Annotated in this window: 18 protein-coding genes; 13 read left to right on the top strand and 5 right to left on the bottom strand. The window is 34.9% G+C overall.

Features of this window, described 5'->3' with window-relative positions:
- Positions 1 to 140 precede the first annotated feature (140 nt).
- Together FD688_RS05010 and FD688_RS05005 are read left to right on the top strand one after the other, a co-directional pair.
- A complete protein-coding gene (locus FD688_RS05010; RefSeq protein WP_138742048.1) occupies positions 141 to 1,082 on the top strand; it encodes a DMT family transporter in 942 nt (313 codons plus the stop codon).
- 102 nt (positions 1,083 to 1,184) lie between these two features.
- Positions 1,185 to 2,924: a hypothetical protein gene (locus tag FD688_RS05005; RefSeq protein WP_138742047.1), complete on the top strand. Its 1,740-nt coding sequence runs from the start codon at positions 1,185 to 1,187 to the stop codon at positions 2,922 to 2,924.
- 15 nt (positions 2,925 to 2,939) lie between these two features.
- Here the strand turns inward: FD688_RS05005 and FD688_RS05000 are convergent, their stop codons facing one another.
- Complete coding sequence (locus FD688_RS05000; protein WP_225426109.1) at positions 2,940 to 3,575, bottom strand: hypothetical protein; 636 nt, start codon at positions 3,573 to 3,575, stop codon at positions 2,940 to 2,942.
- A gap of 139 nt (positions 3,576 to 3,714) precedes the next feature.
- On the opposite strand from FD688_RS05000, the gene FD688_RS04995 reads away from it, so the two are divergent.
- A complete protein-coding gene (locus FD688_RS04995) occupies positions 3,715 to 4,026 on the top strand; it encodes a hypothetical protein (protein WP_138742046.1) in 312 nt (103 codons plus the stop codon).
- A gap of 93 nt (positions 4,027 to 4,119) precedes the next feature.
- On the opposite strand, the gene FD688_RS04990 is transcribed toward FD688_RS04995, so the two are convergent.
- Entirely contained in the window at positions 4,120 to 4,353 is a 234-nt protein-coding gene (locus tag FD688_RS04990) for a hypothetical protein (protein ID WP_371416561.1), read from the bottom strand.
- A gap of 170 nt (positions 4,354 to 4,523) precedes the next feature.
- Here FD688_RS04990 and FD688_RS04985 point away from each other — a divergent pair, with 170 nt between their 5' ends.
- A complete protein-coding gene (locus FD688_RS04985) occupies positions 4,524 to 5,048 on the top strand; it encodes a TetR/AcrR family transcriptional regulator (protein WP_034530570.1) in 525 nt (174 codons plus the stop codon).
- 114 nt (positions 5,049 to 5,162) lie between these two features.
- Here FD688_RS04985 and FD688_RS04980 read toward each other — a convergent pair whose 3' ends face one another.
- Positions 5,163 to 5,360 (bottom strand): cold-shock protein, encoded by a 198-nt coding sequence (locus FD688_RS04980; protein WP_034530568.1) that lies wholly within the window; start codon positions 5,358 to 5,360, stop codon positions 5,163 to 5,165.
- 411 nt (positions 5,361 to 5,771) lie between these two features.
- Between FD688_RS04980 and FD688_RS04975 the strand changes: the two genes are divergently transcribed.
- Both FD688_RS04975 and FD688_RS04970 read left to right on the top strand, forming a co-directional pair.
- Complete coding sequence (locus tag FD688_RS04975) at positions 5,772 to 6,476, top strand: NAD(P)H-dependent oxidoreductase (protein WP_138742045.1); 705 nt, start codon at positions 5,772 to 5,774, stop codon at positions 6,474 to 6,476.
- The gene (locus tag FD688_RS04970; RefSeq protein WP_138742044.1) at positions 6,476 to 6,655 is read left to right on the top strand and encodes a hypothetical protein; all 180 of its coding nucleotides are present in this window, start codon (positions 6,476 to 6,478) and stop codon (positions 6,653 to 6,655) included. Before FD688_RS04975 ends, FD688_RS04970 begins: the two co-directional genes overlap by 1 nt.
- Positions 6,656 to 6,688: 33 nt before the next feature.
- Here the strand turns inward: FD688_RS04970 and thiD are convergent, their stop codons facing one another.
- A complete protein-coding gene (thiD, locus tag FD688_RS04965; protein WP_138742043.1) occupies positions 6,689 to 7,489 on the bottom strand; it encodes a bifunctional hydroxymethylpyrimidine kinase/phosphomethylpyrimidine kinase in 801 nt (266 codons plus the stop codon).
- Positions 7,490 to 7,656: 167 nt separating this feature from the next.
- Between thiD and FD688_RS07445 the strand changes: the two genes are divergently transcribed.
- The 5 genes from FD688_RS07445 to FD688_RS04945 all read left to right on the top strand — a co-directional run bounded on the left by FD688_RS07445 (position 7,657) and on the right by FD688_RS04945 (position 12,664).
- Complete coding sequence (locus FD688_RS07445) at positions 7,657 to 7,779, top strand: hypothetical protein (protein WP_257719910.1); 123 nt, start codon at positions 7,657 to 7,659, stop codon at positions 7,777 to 7,779.
- A 54-nt stretch (positions 7,780 to 7,833) separates the two neighbouring features.
- Positions 7,834 to 9,204: a viroplasmin family protein gene (locus FD688_RS07455; RefSeq protein ID WP_138742042.1), complete on the top strand. Its 1,371-nt coding sequence runs from the start codon at positions 7,834 to 7,836 to the stop codon at positions 9,202 to 9,204.
- 49 nt (positions 9,205 to 9,253) lie between these two features.
- Positions 9,254 to 9,805, top strand: coding sequence for a sugar O-acetyltransferase (locus tag FD688_RS04955; RefSeq protein ID WP_138742041.1), 552 nt, complete (start codon positions 9,254 to 9,256; stop codon positions 9,803 to 9,805).
- A gap of 233 nt (positions 9,806 to 10,038) precedes the next feature.
- Complete coding sequence (locus tag FD688_RS04950; RefSeq protein ID WP_138742040.1) at positions 10,039 to 11,628, top strand: BCCT family transporter; 1,590 nt, start codon at positions 10,039 to 10,041, stop codon at positions 11,626 to 11,628.
- A 97-nt stretch (positions 11,629 to 11,725) separates the two neighbouring features.
- Entirely contained in the window at positions 11,726 to 12,664 is a 939-nt protein-coding gene (locus FD688_RS04945) for a phosphoglycerate dehydrogenase (RefSeq protein ID WP_190242913.1), read from the top strand.
- Positions 12,665 to 12,715: 51 nt separating this feature from the next.
- Here the strand turns inward: FD688_RS04945 and map are convergent, their stop codons facing one another.
- Positions 12,716 to 13,510, bottom strand: coding sequence for a type I methionyl aminopeptidase (gene map / locus FD688_RS04940; protein ID WP_138742038.1), 795 nt, complete (start codon positions 13,508 to 13,510; stop codon positions 12,716 to 12,718).
- Between the two features lie 151 nt (positions 13,511 to 13,661).
- On the opposite strand from map, the gene FD688_RS04935 reads away from it, so the two are divergent.
- Positions 13,662 to 14,537, top strand: a complete 876-nt coding sequence (locus tag FD688_RS04935; protein ID WP_190242912.1) for an alpha/beta hydrolase — start codon at positions 13,662 to 13,664, stop codon at positions 14,535 to 14,537.
- Between the two features lie 90 nt (positions 14,538 to 14,627).
- Entirely contained in the window at positions 14,628 to 16,028 is a 1,401-nt protein-coding gene (locus FD688_RS04930; RefSeq protein ID WP_412174678.1) for an MFS transporter, read from the top strand.
- Positions 16,029 to 16,067: the final 39 nt, after the last annotated feature.

Raw genomic sequence — 16,067 nt, 5'->3', positions numbered from 1 at the left:
AGACTATTTTTACGCATTATTTCGTAGAAATAGTCTTTTTCTATTTTCAAGTTTTCTTACTTGTGATATCTTTTTATTATAGGTTTCAAGTAAGAAGAGTTTACATCTGTTGGAATTATAGCTTTATATGGGGTGAAAATATGGAAAACGAAACAGGCCTTTTAGAGACTAATGTCATGAAAGGTATCTTCTGGGCTTTTTTAGCTTCAGCACTTTGGGGTGTTTCTGGTACGATTTTGCAATTTGTATCTCAAACAGAACATTTGGAAGCTAACTGGTTCCTATCAACTAGAACCATGATTTCTGGAATTGTGTTGTTAGTTATTTCTGCAATTGTTTATAAAGGACACATTTTCAACGTTTTTAAGTCATGGAAATCATTTATTTGCATTGTTGCTTACGGTATATTTGGTCTAGGTGCTAACCTATACACTTTCTACATGAGTGTAAAAACCGGTAACGCAAATGCTTCAACTATTTTGCAATATCTAGCACCACTATTTATTCTATTGGGATCAATTGTATTCCAACACAGAAAGCCATTACCAATTGATATTATGGTTTTCGTAATCGCTTTGGCGGGAGTGGTATTATCTCTAACTAAGGGTGACTTCTCATCTCTTTCAATTACTCCTGAATCATTAATTTGGGGAATTTTATCTGGTGTAACTGCTGCACTTTACGTTGTGTTACCACGTCCCATCGTTGGTCAAAGCTCACCAATGGTAATTCTAGGTTGGGGAACGCTAATTGCGGGAATTATCTTTAACCTAAAACAACCAATCTGGGTACACATGCCACATTTAACTACTGGTATCGTTTTTGGAGTTGGTGGAATTATTCTATTTGGAACGATTCTTCCATTCATGCTATTGCTACATGCTTTGAATTTCGCACCATCAGAAGTTGTTAGTTTAGTCGATGCAACTCAACCAGTAGTTACATTTATCCTAAGCATTATTTTCTTCCAAATTTCAATTAGTTTTATTGAAATTGTGGGTGCAGTATTAGTTATTTTAGCAATCTTCATTTTACAAAAGTCACATCGTAAATTAACGATTGATAAACATAGCGAAGTTTAAAAAATATTGATATTACACTAAGAAGCGGACTGATTTTAAGGTTCGCTTCTTTTTTATATGTTAATATTGAACTTGTAAATTATTTTTTAAGGAAGAATATCGATGAAAAAAGCGATTAAGTTTTGGCCATACATGACAATCTTTCTGGTTGCCGTGTTAATTATGTTGCCGCAAATCGTAACCGGATCATATATTTTAGGGGTTGACTCTATTTTTCATATGAATCGATTCTATGATGCGGCAATGCAACTAAAAACTGGTCATTTAAGTTACTTCATATCCATTTATGGATACCAACAGTCAGGGAGGATTATTAATGCATTATATGGCCCATTAGCGGCTTATTTTAATGGATTAATTTTGTTAATTACTGGCAATTGGGTTAGATACCAGATTGTCACTTCGTTGTTAACGTTATGCGTCGCTGGGATGACAATGTATAACCTTGCAATTAGGACTAATATTAAGAAAATATACGCAGTCTTTGTCGGTATTGCTTACATGTCATCTTATTTGATTATGGGATGGGTTGTAGGGATGCAATTTACCGGATGGGGAGCTGCCTTATTACCTTGGCTATTAGCGGCTGGTTTTGACATGATTGATTACAAATCTATCAACGTATTAAAACTAGCAATTCCAATGTCAATTTTGTTGCAAACACACATGTTGAGCAGTCTAACTGGTGCATTGGCTCTAGTCCCAATGTTTATCTATGGTGTGATTCATAGTAAAGAAAAGCTGAAAATGTGGCGAAATGCTATTTTGTCAGTTTTATTAACATTATGTTTGACCGCCAATGTCTGGTATGGAATGATGCAAATTTCATTCACCAACCATGCATTAGGGGTGGCTCCACAACTGGATATGTACGAGGATTCGGTTGCGTTGTTTGGCAAGAATGTTTTTGTATTGCCACCAATTTATTCAATTGGTTTTATTATCGTGGCAATTTACTTTTTGATTAACTTTAAAAAGATTAGTTCATCTAGAAAGATTATCTTTACTACCGGATTATTTTTCATGTGGATTTCATCAGTGTTATTTCCATGGGGACCACTAGATAAGAAGTTTCCAAGTATTTCCTACCTAATTCAAATGCCACGACGTTTTGTTGTGATTCCGTTTATTTTGTTATTAATTTGTGTCGGAATCATGATTAATGATACTTCTAAAAGGCAATGGATTAATGCTTTTAAGAACTACGTATTGTTGATATTAACTTTCTTTATTATTTATGATGCAGGTGGATCAGTGAGAAAGGGTGTGCACCATTTCTTCTCACCTGAAGTAGTCCAAAATGATTATAATCTTCATTATCAAACGACAGACACCAACGCTATCAGAGATAGTTTGTCATCTCATGATACAGGTGCTGTTCTAAAGATGTTAACGAAAGCAACGCCTGATTACCTACCGGTGCAATATAAGATGACGGCATATAATTATTTTGATTATCATCCATATGGTAACTATGGTGATCAAATCATCAATTATAAGGGTGAAGTGACCAAGAAGATTAAACGCAATGGTCATTTATTGCTAACTTGGGATAATGAATCTGATGATAACAAATCGATGCAATTACCAATCTTTAAGTATGATGATACTAAGCTGATTTTAAACGGTAAACACATTAGTAGTGTTAAGCAAACCGAAATTGGTAGTGTCATCGTCAATTCAAAGCCGGGGCATAACAAACTAGAAGTGTACTATCATGCGACGCCAATATTGCTAGCTTTACTATGGCTTACCGTATTTAGCTGGATGGGATTGATTGGCGGAATTATGATTTACCTAATTCTAAAGTGGAAAAAGCATAAAAAAAGAAACGCTTCATAATGAAACGCTTCTTTTTTATTTTTTAAAATGCTTTTGAATTTGGGTATTAATGTTTTCGTTATGCTTAAGGGATGGAAAAACATACTTATCTGCGGTCTGAATCAAGATACCGTTAAATGCGATTGAGAACAGTGTTCCGATACTTACTGAGTAGATGCGATGTAAGAAAATCGCACAGATTAAAATGATTATAATAGGTGGAGTAAAATCTAACAATTGTGATTTAATTGCGCTACCATTTAAATAATCAAAACGAAGAATGTTGGTTGTATCATCATTTGGATGCATGAAGATATTTGCACGTTGATATAGTGAGATGGCTGTACAGAAGCAGCAGACGCCGATTAATGCCATTGGCACCCTGATGTATGGTGATAGATTATTCCAACCAAGCGATTCAAAGTAGTTGGTAAAGATTTGAATGAATGAACTGAAGAAAATGATAAAAATTAATTCTTCAACAAAACGTAAAATATCAATGTGTTTAATCAATATTTGGTTAGTTAAAGCATTGATGATCCCAAAGATGAAAATCATAATCCCAACGTCGACACCAAACAATTGATGAATGTTTACACACGCGGCGGTCCAGATACCTGAACCACAGCCTGATACAATTGTAAGTGCGTTTCCAAAAGCATTTAATAACAATCCAAAGACTAAAGCTATAATCCTTGTTTTTAATGTATTAACAGATCGAATAACGATCATCTCCCAAAGTAAATTCAACTGTTCAATGATATCACATATATTGCATCAGTTATGGTAAAGTATAAGAAAGGTGATTGATATGAAGGGTAAATATGAAGTAAATCGATATATTGGCGTTGTAGTTGATGAAGACCAATCGGGCCAATATATAATTAAAAAAGATGACAAATGTGATTTCAAGCTGCACGATTGGCGGACAGGGAAGCATACTAAGGGTAAATTCAAAGGTGTTGGTCAACTATTCCTGACAGAAAATAATATGTTAGTGGCTGTTGTCGACTATGAACCGGTCAAGTTCAAGGATCGTCATGAATTTACACCCTTGCAAAGATTTACAAGTGAATTCCTGAGTGATGAACAATTAAATGAAGCTAAAAAAAGACTTGATTAGTATCAAGTCTTTTTTTGTGGCGTTGTCATAACCAGTTGAGCTTATTAATAAGTAAGTTGAGCTTTGTTAAGCGTCGAAATTAATAGCAAATGCTTACTTTTTTAAAAGTTTTTCAGCGTTTGCTGCTACTTCATCATTAGACATGTCTAGGTAAGGATGCATCTTAGCTTCAGTAGCCATGGTGTCCTTGCCATCTTCTTCCATGTAGTGATTCCATAAAGCGTCACGAACAGGGGTTGTATCTTCTGACCAATCGAATTCCTTGTTCATTGGTGTGTCTAATACTCTTTCTCTATCGTTTACTTTTTGTTCAGCAGTCATTGCCATAATAAATTTCCTCCTTATTTTTAAAGCTCAATTACATTGTAATTCTTATATTTTTATTTGTTAAAAATTATGACTCGAATTTTTATTCAAAGTAAAGAAAATTGACTTAACTTGCATTTAAACCCAATTTCGTATATATTCATAAATATACTGAAGTGAGGCAAAAGTTTATGAGAGATAAATTTGCAACAAAGAATAAAATTGTTAATGGAATGTTCGAACTACTTAAGACCACGCCATTTGATGAAATTAATGTGAAAGATATCTGTGCACAAGCTGATGTTTCACGAATGACGTATTATCGAAATTTTCATAATAAAAAAGATATCATTATTTACAGATTTGATAGCTCATTTACCACGTTTATACAGCGTTTAGCGTCAAGTCAGTCACATAATTTAACCGATATCGCCACCATCTTTTTCGAACTTGTTAAAGAAGATCAAGATATGATGGAAATGATTATGAAAAATGATTTATCCATGATCTTATTAGAACGACTAAAATACTATATTTCCGATTTAATTGATGAAAATGTTTTGGAAACTAGGGAAGAGTCTTCCAAGATGTTAGTTTCATTGATTGCTGGAGGACTAACAGAAATTATTATTACTTGGACTGAGGATGGAATGAAGGAACCTATCCAATCATTGGTAATCTTCGTATCTAAGTACATGCATTTCAAGATTAATTAGCTTCTTATCAATAAAGATAGGAAGTTTTTTATTTTAGATAATAAAAAAGCACCCGAGAAAATCTCGGGTGCTTTTGATCTCTTTTTAAACTAAAAGTTAACTAAGAGGTTATCCTTATGCAGGAGTAACGTTAGCAGCTTGTGGTCCACGGTCGCCGTCTTCAACGTCCAATGTAACCTTTTCGCCTTCTTCTAGAGTCTTGAAACCTTCTTTGTTGATAGCTGAGAAGTGAACGAATACGTCACCATCTTCAGTAGTGATAAAACCGTAACCTTTATCAGCGTTGAACCATTTAACAGTACCTTGTTTCATAATATGAAACCTCCTTGCACATATCGTGCGTTATAAAATCTTAATGTATCAAAAGCCTGAATCAAGGGGTCATTTCATAAAACTATAAAACAAGTAACCTTAACAATCGAAACTATGTAACACATTGGTAATAATATACCCGAAATATGGGGTGATGTCAACTAATATCAGAATAATAATTTTATTTATTTTTAATAATAATTATTGTATATAAATAGTTGATATAAAAGCTTTTTTTGGCTTTTTGATACTTATAATTCTTAAAAAATAGCGAAAAAATTTTAAAAAAATAATTTCAAAATATGCGAACAATTGTAACGTACAATGATTTAATATACGTGAATTCGTTATAGTGTAAATTTTAACCAAAATCATTTAAAATAGTGATATTAAAGAAACGAGGGAACGAATATGAAAACTTTGGTGCTAGTATCACATCCTGAATATGATAATTCAATGACCGAAGCATTCTTAAAACAATGTCAGTATGACATTGAAAATGTTGATTGGGTCGTTTTAGATAAAATCCAAACTAATTTTATTTTTGACAAAGAACGTGAACAAAATAGATTGACACAATATGATCGAATCCTATTTCAATTCCCAATGTATTGGTACAGTGCTCCAGCATTGATGAAAAAGTATGAAGATGATGTCTTTACCAAGAATTTTATTGCTTATGAACAAGAGGGAGCATTAAAGGGAAAAGAAATGGGCATAATCACTACTTTAGGTGATCCAATTAAGGACTACCAAGTTGGTGGCAGGGAAGGTTTTAGTATCTCAGAACTATTAAAACCTTTTCAAGCAATTGCTCAACGTGGTCAAATGAAGTTTTTGAAACCTTTTGTGATTTCACAATTCGCATATATGACTGATGTGCAAAAACAAAAACTCCTAATTGATTATCGTAGTTATTTAACTAATGATAACTTTGATAGTTTTAGTAGTTTGCAAAAATGGTACATTGACCAATTAATTGGTTTAAAGAAATCGCTAACTAATGATAAACAGGATAGAATGGATATTTTAATTGATTATCTTCAATCTAATTATGATCAACTAGATGAATTGAAATGGGAAATTAATTTGATTAAGAAGGAGGATGATGAATAATGGCTAGTCAAAACGAATGGTTGAACCAGCAAATCGATGATTTGAAAAAGGATGAAACTAGTTTTAAATTATTATCCTTTCTAGATGGTATTAAAAGAATTAATAAAGAACAGCAAAAAAGACTCCAACAAGCCCAAGACGAATTGGACGGTAGAATGTGGAGCCCGGATAAGTGGTAATAAAAAAGACCCGCCTATGCGAGTCTTTTTTTATTATTTTGCCCAGTGGTTAATTGGACCAAATTTGTGAGCAACTGAAATTTCATTCTTAATTGCTTTGTCGACATAGTCGTCAGCAATTCTGATAGCATCGGCGATGGAAGTGCCTTTAGCAATTTCAGATGTAATGGCTGCTGATAGAGAATCACCAGTACCATTCTTATGTTCTGTATGATAGTAAGGTCCTTCAATCCAGAAGTCCTCTCCGGATTCTAATAGGACGTAATCCTTAACGACGTCTGTTTCACCAGCGACGTGTTTACCTTTAATAATAACGTTTTTAGCGCCTAAGTCACGAAGCTTTTTGGCGGCAACCTTGGTGTCTTCATCTGAGTTAATTTCCATATCAGCTAACTTTTGAGCTTCGTAGAAATTAGGTGTTAAGACTGTAGCTAAAGGAATTAATTCTTCCTTCAAAGTGTCGTATGCGGCTTGTTCAAGTAACATAGCACCGTGTTTAGTCATGATAACAGGATCTACGACTAATGGTCCAAAATCGTATTTTTTGTAGTTTTCAACTACGGTACGAATAAGTTCGGCATCGGCTAACATTCCTGTTTTTGATGCTAAAATCTTAAAATCATCAGCTAAGTCTTTGAATTCTTGGTTGATGAATGAAACTGGCATAGAGACACTGTCATGAATACCAAATGAGTTACCTGCAACGCACGCTGTAATTACGGAAGCTCCGTAAGTATGGTGCATAAAGAAAGTATGTAAATCGGCTTGCATTCCTGCACTTCCATCACTATCTGAACCTGCAATGGTTAAAACTTGGGGAAAATCATTTGTCATAAAATTGCCACCTCTTATTATTAAATTGAGGTTATTTTAACACAAACTTGTAAATTGTAAACAATATCGATATAATAATGAGTGAATAATTCTAATTTGCGTTAGGTACCGTCTTTATATTATAATGGTACTAATTAATTTATAGTTAACAGGAAGGGGTGTCTCTAGTGAGAATTTGTCATCCAAATGGTGTTCAAGGACGTCGTCCAATCAACAACAACAAGCGTAACAAGAAACAAAAAGAAGTTGCTGACTTACAAAAATTCTTGAAGTCAAAGCCTGCTAAATAATCTTTTGGACTCAGATTTTCTGAGTCTTTTTTTGTACAAAAAAGGAGAAAAAAGATGGCTAGTAAATTTTATGCAGTAAGAAAAGGAAAAAAGCCCGGTATCTATAACACTTGGGACGAATGTAAGAATCAAGTGAACGGTTTTCCCGGAGCTGAATATAAAAGCTTTAAGACCCAATCAGAAGCAAAGGCCTACATGGGATTAAAAAAGACAGTTAAGAAGGCTGCACCCAAGATGAGTAGAAATGGTTCAATTAAACTTTATAGTGACGGTGGTTCCCGTAACCATGGAAACAAGCTTGGTCAACACGTTAAGGATGACGACAAGGCTGCTTGGGCATATCTAATTATCCGCAATGGAAAGAAATACTATGATTCTGATGGTGAATTCGGTGCTACAAACAATAAAATGGAAGTATTAGGGCTAGTTAACGCATTGAGATACATCATTAAGCAGGGATGGCAAAACGAGTCTATTGACGCTATATTGGACTCCAAATACGTTTTAGATTCAATCACTAAGGGATGGATAAACTCATGGCGTCGTCGTGGTTGGAAGAAAAGCGATGGATCTGTAATTAAAAACAAAAATGAATTCATACAATTATCATCATTACTAGGCCAATTTAAGCACTTAAACTTTAAATGGACTAAGGGACATGCTGATAACGAAGGAAACAATTTTGTTGATAAACTTTTGAACGATACAATGGATGGTATGAAATTAAATCAACCAAAGAATACAATTGTTCACTCTACATTTGAAGACGTAAAAAACAAAACAGAAGAACCGCAGGAAGTAGTTAAATTATTTGCACATGGTAAGCATATTAATGCCTCTGGGTTGAATCAATATGTTGCTTCCAATGGACCATCGGTTTGGGCTTACTGTGTCGATTTTGATAATGAGCTAACATCAGATAGTGGTGGCATACTTGGCGTTAGTAATTCCAAGATGCAATTATTGTCAGTCATTAATGGCTTAAAGAAGCTAGTTGAAATGGATTTAAATCAACAACAAGTAGAAGTGATTACACCTTCCTTATACATTTCACAAACTATCAATGATGGTAAGTTAGCATATGCCAAAAATCATGAATGGCAGAGCTTTAATGGTGAAATCATCACTAACGTTGAAGAAATTAAGCAGTTGGCTGCTGTTTTGGATGAATTTAAAACCATCAAATTTGTTAATACTAGTCTCGATAATGAAGACAGGATAATTACTATAGTTCAAAAGTTGTTAGAAGATGAGGTTAGAAAGATTGATCCAAATTTAGCTAAGCAGATTGATTCTCCGCAAATGATTGAACAATCAAAGCCTAAAAGAAAAGAATCTGAAAAAACAACGGAATATATTGATAAGGATAAATCAGTATCAGATATTGAAAAGAGTCTTCGCGACTTAGGGTTCTTTGATAAATAATTTCATATGATACAATAATGATTGAATAAGTTATGAAAGCTGGCAAAATATGAAAACAGAACGTGAAAAAATGACGGCAGGAGAACCTTATCAACAATACGACGAAGAGTTACAACAAAGACGTAGTGTTGTTAGAAAAGAGTTAAACGCCATTAATTCACTATCAAATAATAAAGAACAAAACCAACGACTAGCCAAATTACTTGGCAATAGTGGTAAGAATCTATGGATTGAAACTGGTGTTCAATTCGACTATGGATATAACATTCATGTTGGAGATGACTTTTACGCTAACTACCACTTAACATTGTTGGACACATGTCCAATCACAATTGGAAATCATTGTTACTTTGGACCGGATGTTGGATTGTACACACCGGTACATCCACTTGATCCAGACCAAAGAAAGGCCGATGTGGAAATGGGAAAACCAATTACAATCGGCGATAATTGCTGGTTCGGAGGACATGTGACTGTATTACCAGGTGTTACATTGGGAGAAAATGTTGTTGTTGGTGCTGGATCAGTTGTTACTAAATCGTTTGGTGACAATGTGGTCATTGTTGGTAATCCAGCTCGTGTTATTAAAACAGTCAAATAAGAATTAAAAAGTGCTTTTCAAACGCCCATGTGGACACATTTTACATAAATTGTTATTTGTGTATAATATAATTGAAATGCAAAAATAATTCGAATTTAATTTGTATAACCTTAGAAAAGCTGTGCAGATGGTCATTCGTTATATACGAATCACTTATTTGTGCAGCTTTTTGTGTTTAATCTCAGAGGAGGATTATTATTTTTAAAAGTAAAAATATCGACAAGCTCGTCTTTATTCCTACTGTCGTATTATTTTTAGGGGTTTCAGTATTTTTGATAATTGGTGGTTCTTCACTTCAAGGACTTCTGAACAACATATTGAACTGGGTAACCAGCAATATGGGTTGGGGTTACATGTGGATTTATATCATCAATTTCTTGTTTTTTGTATATTTGATGTTATCAAAGTATGGCAATATTCGTTTAGGTGAACCTACGGATAAGCCGGCGTACAAAAACTTTCAATGGGGTTCAATGGTCTTTGCGACCGCCATCGATGCAAGTATTTTAATGCTTAGCATGGTGGATCCATTGAGATATGTTCAACATCCAGAAGGATCTGTTAAACCATATTCAGTGACGGCTTACAATTTAGCTCACATGTATGGTCAATATGATTGGGGTCCAATGGCTTGGTTGATGTTTGCGGCGCCCACGATTGCTATTGGTTATATGATGTATAACAAGAAACGCAAAATTCAGTCTCTAAGTGATGCGATTACCATCTTAGATGGTGAAAAACTCTGGCAAAACATTGCCAGAAAAATCGTCAACCTATTAGTAGTATTTGGAATCATGGGAGGGGTAGGAGCCTCCGTAGGTTTGGAAATCCCAATCATTTCTAAAGTACTAAGTTCCTTAACCGGAATTCCTGACAACCTAAATATGAAACTAGGATTATTCTTGGTATTATTTATTATCTTTGCACTCACCGTCTTTAAGGGACTAAACGGTGGAATTGATAAATTAAGTAATGCCCACATCTGGACCGCCATTATTTTTCTAGCAATTGTCTTACTAGTCGGTCCAACTGTATACATTCTAAATTCAGAAACAAATAGTGTCGGATTATTGATTCAAAAATTCATTCCAATGAGTATGAATACCGTGCCAAATGGTCGTCCAGGAATTGCTCAACAAGAAACCATTTTCTATTGGGGCTGGTGGCTTTCATACATGCCATTTATGGGACTATTCATTGCTAAGATTTCCAGGGGACGCACAATCAGACAAATCGTCATGGGGATGCTTACCTATGGTGCATTGGGTTGTATGAGTTTTTATGCTGTCTTTGGTGGTTACTCACTATGGCTACAAAAGACAGGTGCATTGAATTTAACACATATTTTAAATACGCAAGGTCAAGCCGCTGTGATTTCAGCTGTTCTTGGAACTTTACCAATGAAGTATGTCATGTTTGCATTTTACTTTATTTCCTGTTTCATCTTCTTAGCAACGACAATTTCGTCGTCGGCGTTCGTGCTTTCTTCATTTACTAGTCTGCCACTTGGCCCTGGTAAAGAACCTAGCCGTGTCAATAGAATGACCTGGGTAGTTGTATTTATTCTATTTTCATTCAGTTTGGTTGTCGTTGGAGGATTCGAGACAGTTCAAACGTTCTGTACTCTAGCAGGTTTCCCATTGATGTTCGTTTGCATCTTGATCATTATGTCAGTCTTTAAGATGATTAAAAATGACCCTACGGTAATTAGAAACCCAAGATGGACACCACGTCGTGGGAAGAAACCAGTTACTGTTGAACGAAAAAGTGCTATTAAAGGTAAATTAATCTTATGGCCAAAAAATACAATTAATAAACATTAGAGTAATTAAAAGCCACTATATGGATATAAAAATCCATGTAGTGGCTTTTTTTGTGATAGTATTTATATGTTATAAAAAATTAGGAGTTGAAGAGAAAATGGATAAAAAAGTAATCATTCCTAAAGAATTCGCTCATTATTTAGGTGAACCACTTAGGGATTATGGTTTTGAAGTAGTGGAATTAGAAGATCAATATGCAGAAACACTACTTCAACATAAAGATGCAGATGGCATGGTGCTTAATGCAACTCCATTGAGCAATGATACTATCGACCAAATGCCCAATCTAAAGGTGATTGCGCGTTTTGGTGTGGGATACGATAATGTTGATTTAAACCACTGTAAAGAACGCGGAATTTATGTTACCAATACACCAGGTGGAAATGAAGTAGCAGTTGCTGAATGTGCCGTTACTGATATCTTAATTTTATCTAAGAATCTATACACAGTTTCTCAAAAAATGCATGAAGGTGATGATTCATACGCATTCCATCATCCATCACATGATATTAAGGGTAAGACAATTGGAATTGTTGGTTATGGAAATATTGGTCAACAAGCTGCCAAGATGCTTTCAGGTTTCGGAGTTAATACACTAATCTGGAACAGAAGTCCTAAGACTTCAGAATATGGTGAATTTGTTGAATGGGATGAATTATTCAAACGTTCCGATTTTGTTTCACTACATCTACCAGCAGTGAAGGGAACTATAGGTTCTGTTAATAAGGAAACATTCAAGATGATGAAGAATTCAGCATTTATCGTTAACTTCGCCAGAGGTGCAGTGATTAACGAACAAGATATGATTGAAGCTTTGAAGTCTGGTGAAATTGCCGGGGCTGGTCTAGATGTGTTTGAACAAGAACCACTTCCAATGGATAGTGAACTAAGAAAATTACCAAACGTCTTCATGACACCACATAACTCAGGATTCTCAGTAGAATCATTTACTAAGATTTCTAACATGGCAAGTAGTGAAGTAAATCTTGTGTTGAAGGGTAAAGAACCTGAACACTGTGTAAATGGTTTGGTATAAATCAAATAAAAAAAGACTCGTAAGATAATTCTTACGAGTCTTTTTTATTTCTTATAGTTTGTACTTTTCATCGATTTCGTCACCTTGAGAGGTTAAAATCTTTGGACCATCTTTGGTGATGGCAATTGTGTGTTCGTATTGAGCTGAGTTAGTACCATCTGATGATACGTAGTAAGTCCAGTCGTCCTTAGCGTCGTATCTGTCAGTGATTTCCCAAGTCCCTAGGTTAACCATTGGTTCAATGGTAATAGTCATACCTTCTTTTAGACGAAGGCCTTTACCAGGTTCGCCGTAAGCAGGAACGTTTGGTTGTTCATGCATGGTAGGCTGAATTCCGTGTCCGATTAATTCACGAACGTCTCCCATGTGGTTTTGGTTTTCGATGAAGTCTTGGCAAGCAAAACCAATATCACCTAAGCGGTTGCCGACAACGGCTTGGTCGATACCACGGTATAAAGCTTCCTTACATACGTCCATTAGCTTTTGATTTTCTTCTGAAATGTTTCCAACTGCATAAGTCCAGCAAGAATCGCTTTCAAAACCATCTTTGTTAACAGTCATATCGACCTTAACAATGTCACCATCTTTGAGTTTTAGACCTTTACGAGGGATTCCATGAGCCACTTCGTCATTAACAGATACACAAGTAGCAAATTTGTATCCTTCAAATCCTTTTTCTGATGCTTTGGCACCATGTTCTTTAATGTATTTGTCTGCAAATTCTTCGATTTCCCAAGTATCTAAACCTGGTTTGATCATGTCACGTAAGCCAAGGTGAACGCCAGCTAAGACTTCTCCAGATTTGGCCATCATTTCGATTTCGCGTGGTGATTTAAGTGTAATCAAAATAAATTCTCCTTTATTCGTTCATATTTAGTTTATAGTTATAATCTACTACAAATTACTAGATTTGGCTAATTAATACACGCAATTAAGGATGTAAATTTTATGATTTTCTAGTATGATAGAGGTTAGAAGAAAAGAGAGGAGAATCATCTTGAGTAAAACAGCTAAGACCAATATTATTTTGATTATCGTGACTTTAATTGTTGCGTTTTTCGCAGTCTTCTTTGCGATTAGAAGTGACAACCTATTAATGTCTCGATCATCTGGAGGTGGTCAAAACACACCAACATTGTATGTCCACGGGTTGGGTGGATCTAGAAGATCTACTAACCACTTGGCAACGATTGCATCACGTGATGGAGGTAATCGTTCATTAGTAATTTTAGTGGATAAGGACGGTAATATTGATTATAAAGGAAAACTTCAATTAGATACCAGAAAGCCAATTATTCAAGTTATTTTCCAAAAGAAGTTTACACCAGTGGACAAACAAGTAAGCTGGCTACATGAAATTCTATTGAGACTAAGAGATCACTATGGATTTAAGTACTACAACGCTGTTGGGCACTCTACTGGAGCCGTTACTATCTTAGATACAGCTGCTAAGTACGATAAAGATGAAGATATGCCAAAACTACAGAAGTTTATTTCAATTGCCGGACCATATGATGGTGTTATCAAACTAAGCAGTATGGGGACAGATAACTATGTTGATTCACAAGGTAAACCAATGATTTACTCAGAATCAAATAAGTGGTTCCCATCATATCAAACACTATTAAACGACTGTAAGGACTTTCCTAAGGATGTTTCCGTATTGAATATTTATGGAAATGATAATTCAAAACAAGATTCAGATGGAGTTGTTTCAGTTGCTTCAGCTAAATCATTGAAGTATTTGATTGGAAAACGTGTTAAGAACTACGAAGAAATTCCGGTCAATGGGGTAAATGGTCAACATAGTCGTTTGCATCATAACATTTTTGTTGATCACATCATTGCTAGGTTCTTGTTCGATGAAAATTAAGTAAAGCAAAATAGTTTACTTATTAAACCTAAATCGATAAAATAGAAAAAGTATTAATTTATAATCATTCTAAATTAGGAGATGAAGGTTTTGAAGAATTACGATTTAAGTGGAAAACCCTACAATCGTTTTTTGTTCGTCATTGTATTACTATTAGGTAGTTTTACAATGTCAATGAGCCAATCATCAATTTCAACCGCTTATCCTACGTTAATGAGCTCATTTGGAATTGATGCCTCAACTGTTCAATGGTTAACTACTGGATTCATGCTAATCATGTGTGTCATGATGCCAGTTAGTCCATGGTTACTTAACAATGTTAAGTTTAAGCAATTATTCTTATTGATTTTAGCAATTTTTGATATTGGAACTTTAATTGTTGTAGTTGCACCTAACTTTCCAGTAATGATGTTAGGTCGTGCAATGGAAGCAATTGCTGTTGGTATTTTGTTTCCATCATATCAATCAGTATTGTTATACATTACGCCTGAAGAAAAAAGGGGGACTACCATGGGATTTGCTGGTCTAATCATGGGGTCAGCACTTGCTTGTGGTCCAATTCTTTCAGCAATTGTCCTACACTTCTCAGCTTGGCGTGGATTATTCATTGTCTTTGCTGTCATCATTTCAGCTCTATTTGTAATTTCACTATTCGCCATTAAGAACGTGATGCCACAAAAGGAAAGTCACCTAGATTTCCCATCAGTCATCCTATCAGTAGGTTTGATTGGTATCCTATATGTGGTTAATATGATTGGTAAAACCAACATTGATTTGACTGAAGCTATTATTATTTTAGTCGTAAGTATCTTAATGGTTGCTATGTTTGCAATTCGTCAATTCAAGATGGATCAACCACTACTACAATTAAGAGTTTTGAAAGACTTTAACTACGACTTATCAGTCGGTTTAACTGGTGCTTCATACATTGCGTTGATTGTTGTTACAATCATTTTTCCACTTTACTACCAAGATGTATTAGGAGTAAGTAAGACAGTTTCTGGTCTAGCACTGGCTCCTGGTGCTATCGTTTTGAGTTTATTAAATCCATTAACTGGTAAATTAGCAGATAAGATTGGTTTTAAGTCAACTATGCTAACAGGAATGTTCATGATTCTAGCTGGATGGTTAGTATTGAGCATCACCGGTGCTACACTTGGTTTAGTTCCAATGATGATAATTGCAGCTATTATTGAAGGTGGAAATGCCTTTGTGATGATGCCTGCAGTCACAATGGGTGCTAACTCTTTACCAAATGATTTAATCTCAGATGGTACAGCGGTTATTTCAACATTTAGACAAATTCTGGGATCAACTGGTGTATTAGTTGCTACCTTGATTTTATCTAACGTGATGAATAACAATATTGCTAAAGGAATGAGCCATGCAATTGCCCAAATGGGTGGTTTCCATGTTGTATTTATTACTTTCTTTGTAATCGAACTATTCGGTTTAGCAATGGCATTAATGCTTAAGAACACTAAGAAATAAAACAAAAATAAAAAGGCCTGACGTTTGTCAGGTCTTTTT

It is taken from the genome of Apilactobacillus kunkeei (assembly GCF_005930975.1).
GTDB classification, from domain to species: domain Bacteria; phylum Bacillota; class Bacilli; order Lactobacillales; family Lactobacillaceae; genus Apilactobacillus; species Apilactobacillus kunkeei_E.
The sequence above is the reverse complement of the archived record's forward strand: the minus strand, read 5'-3'. Positions and strand labels throughout refer to the sequence as shown.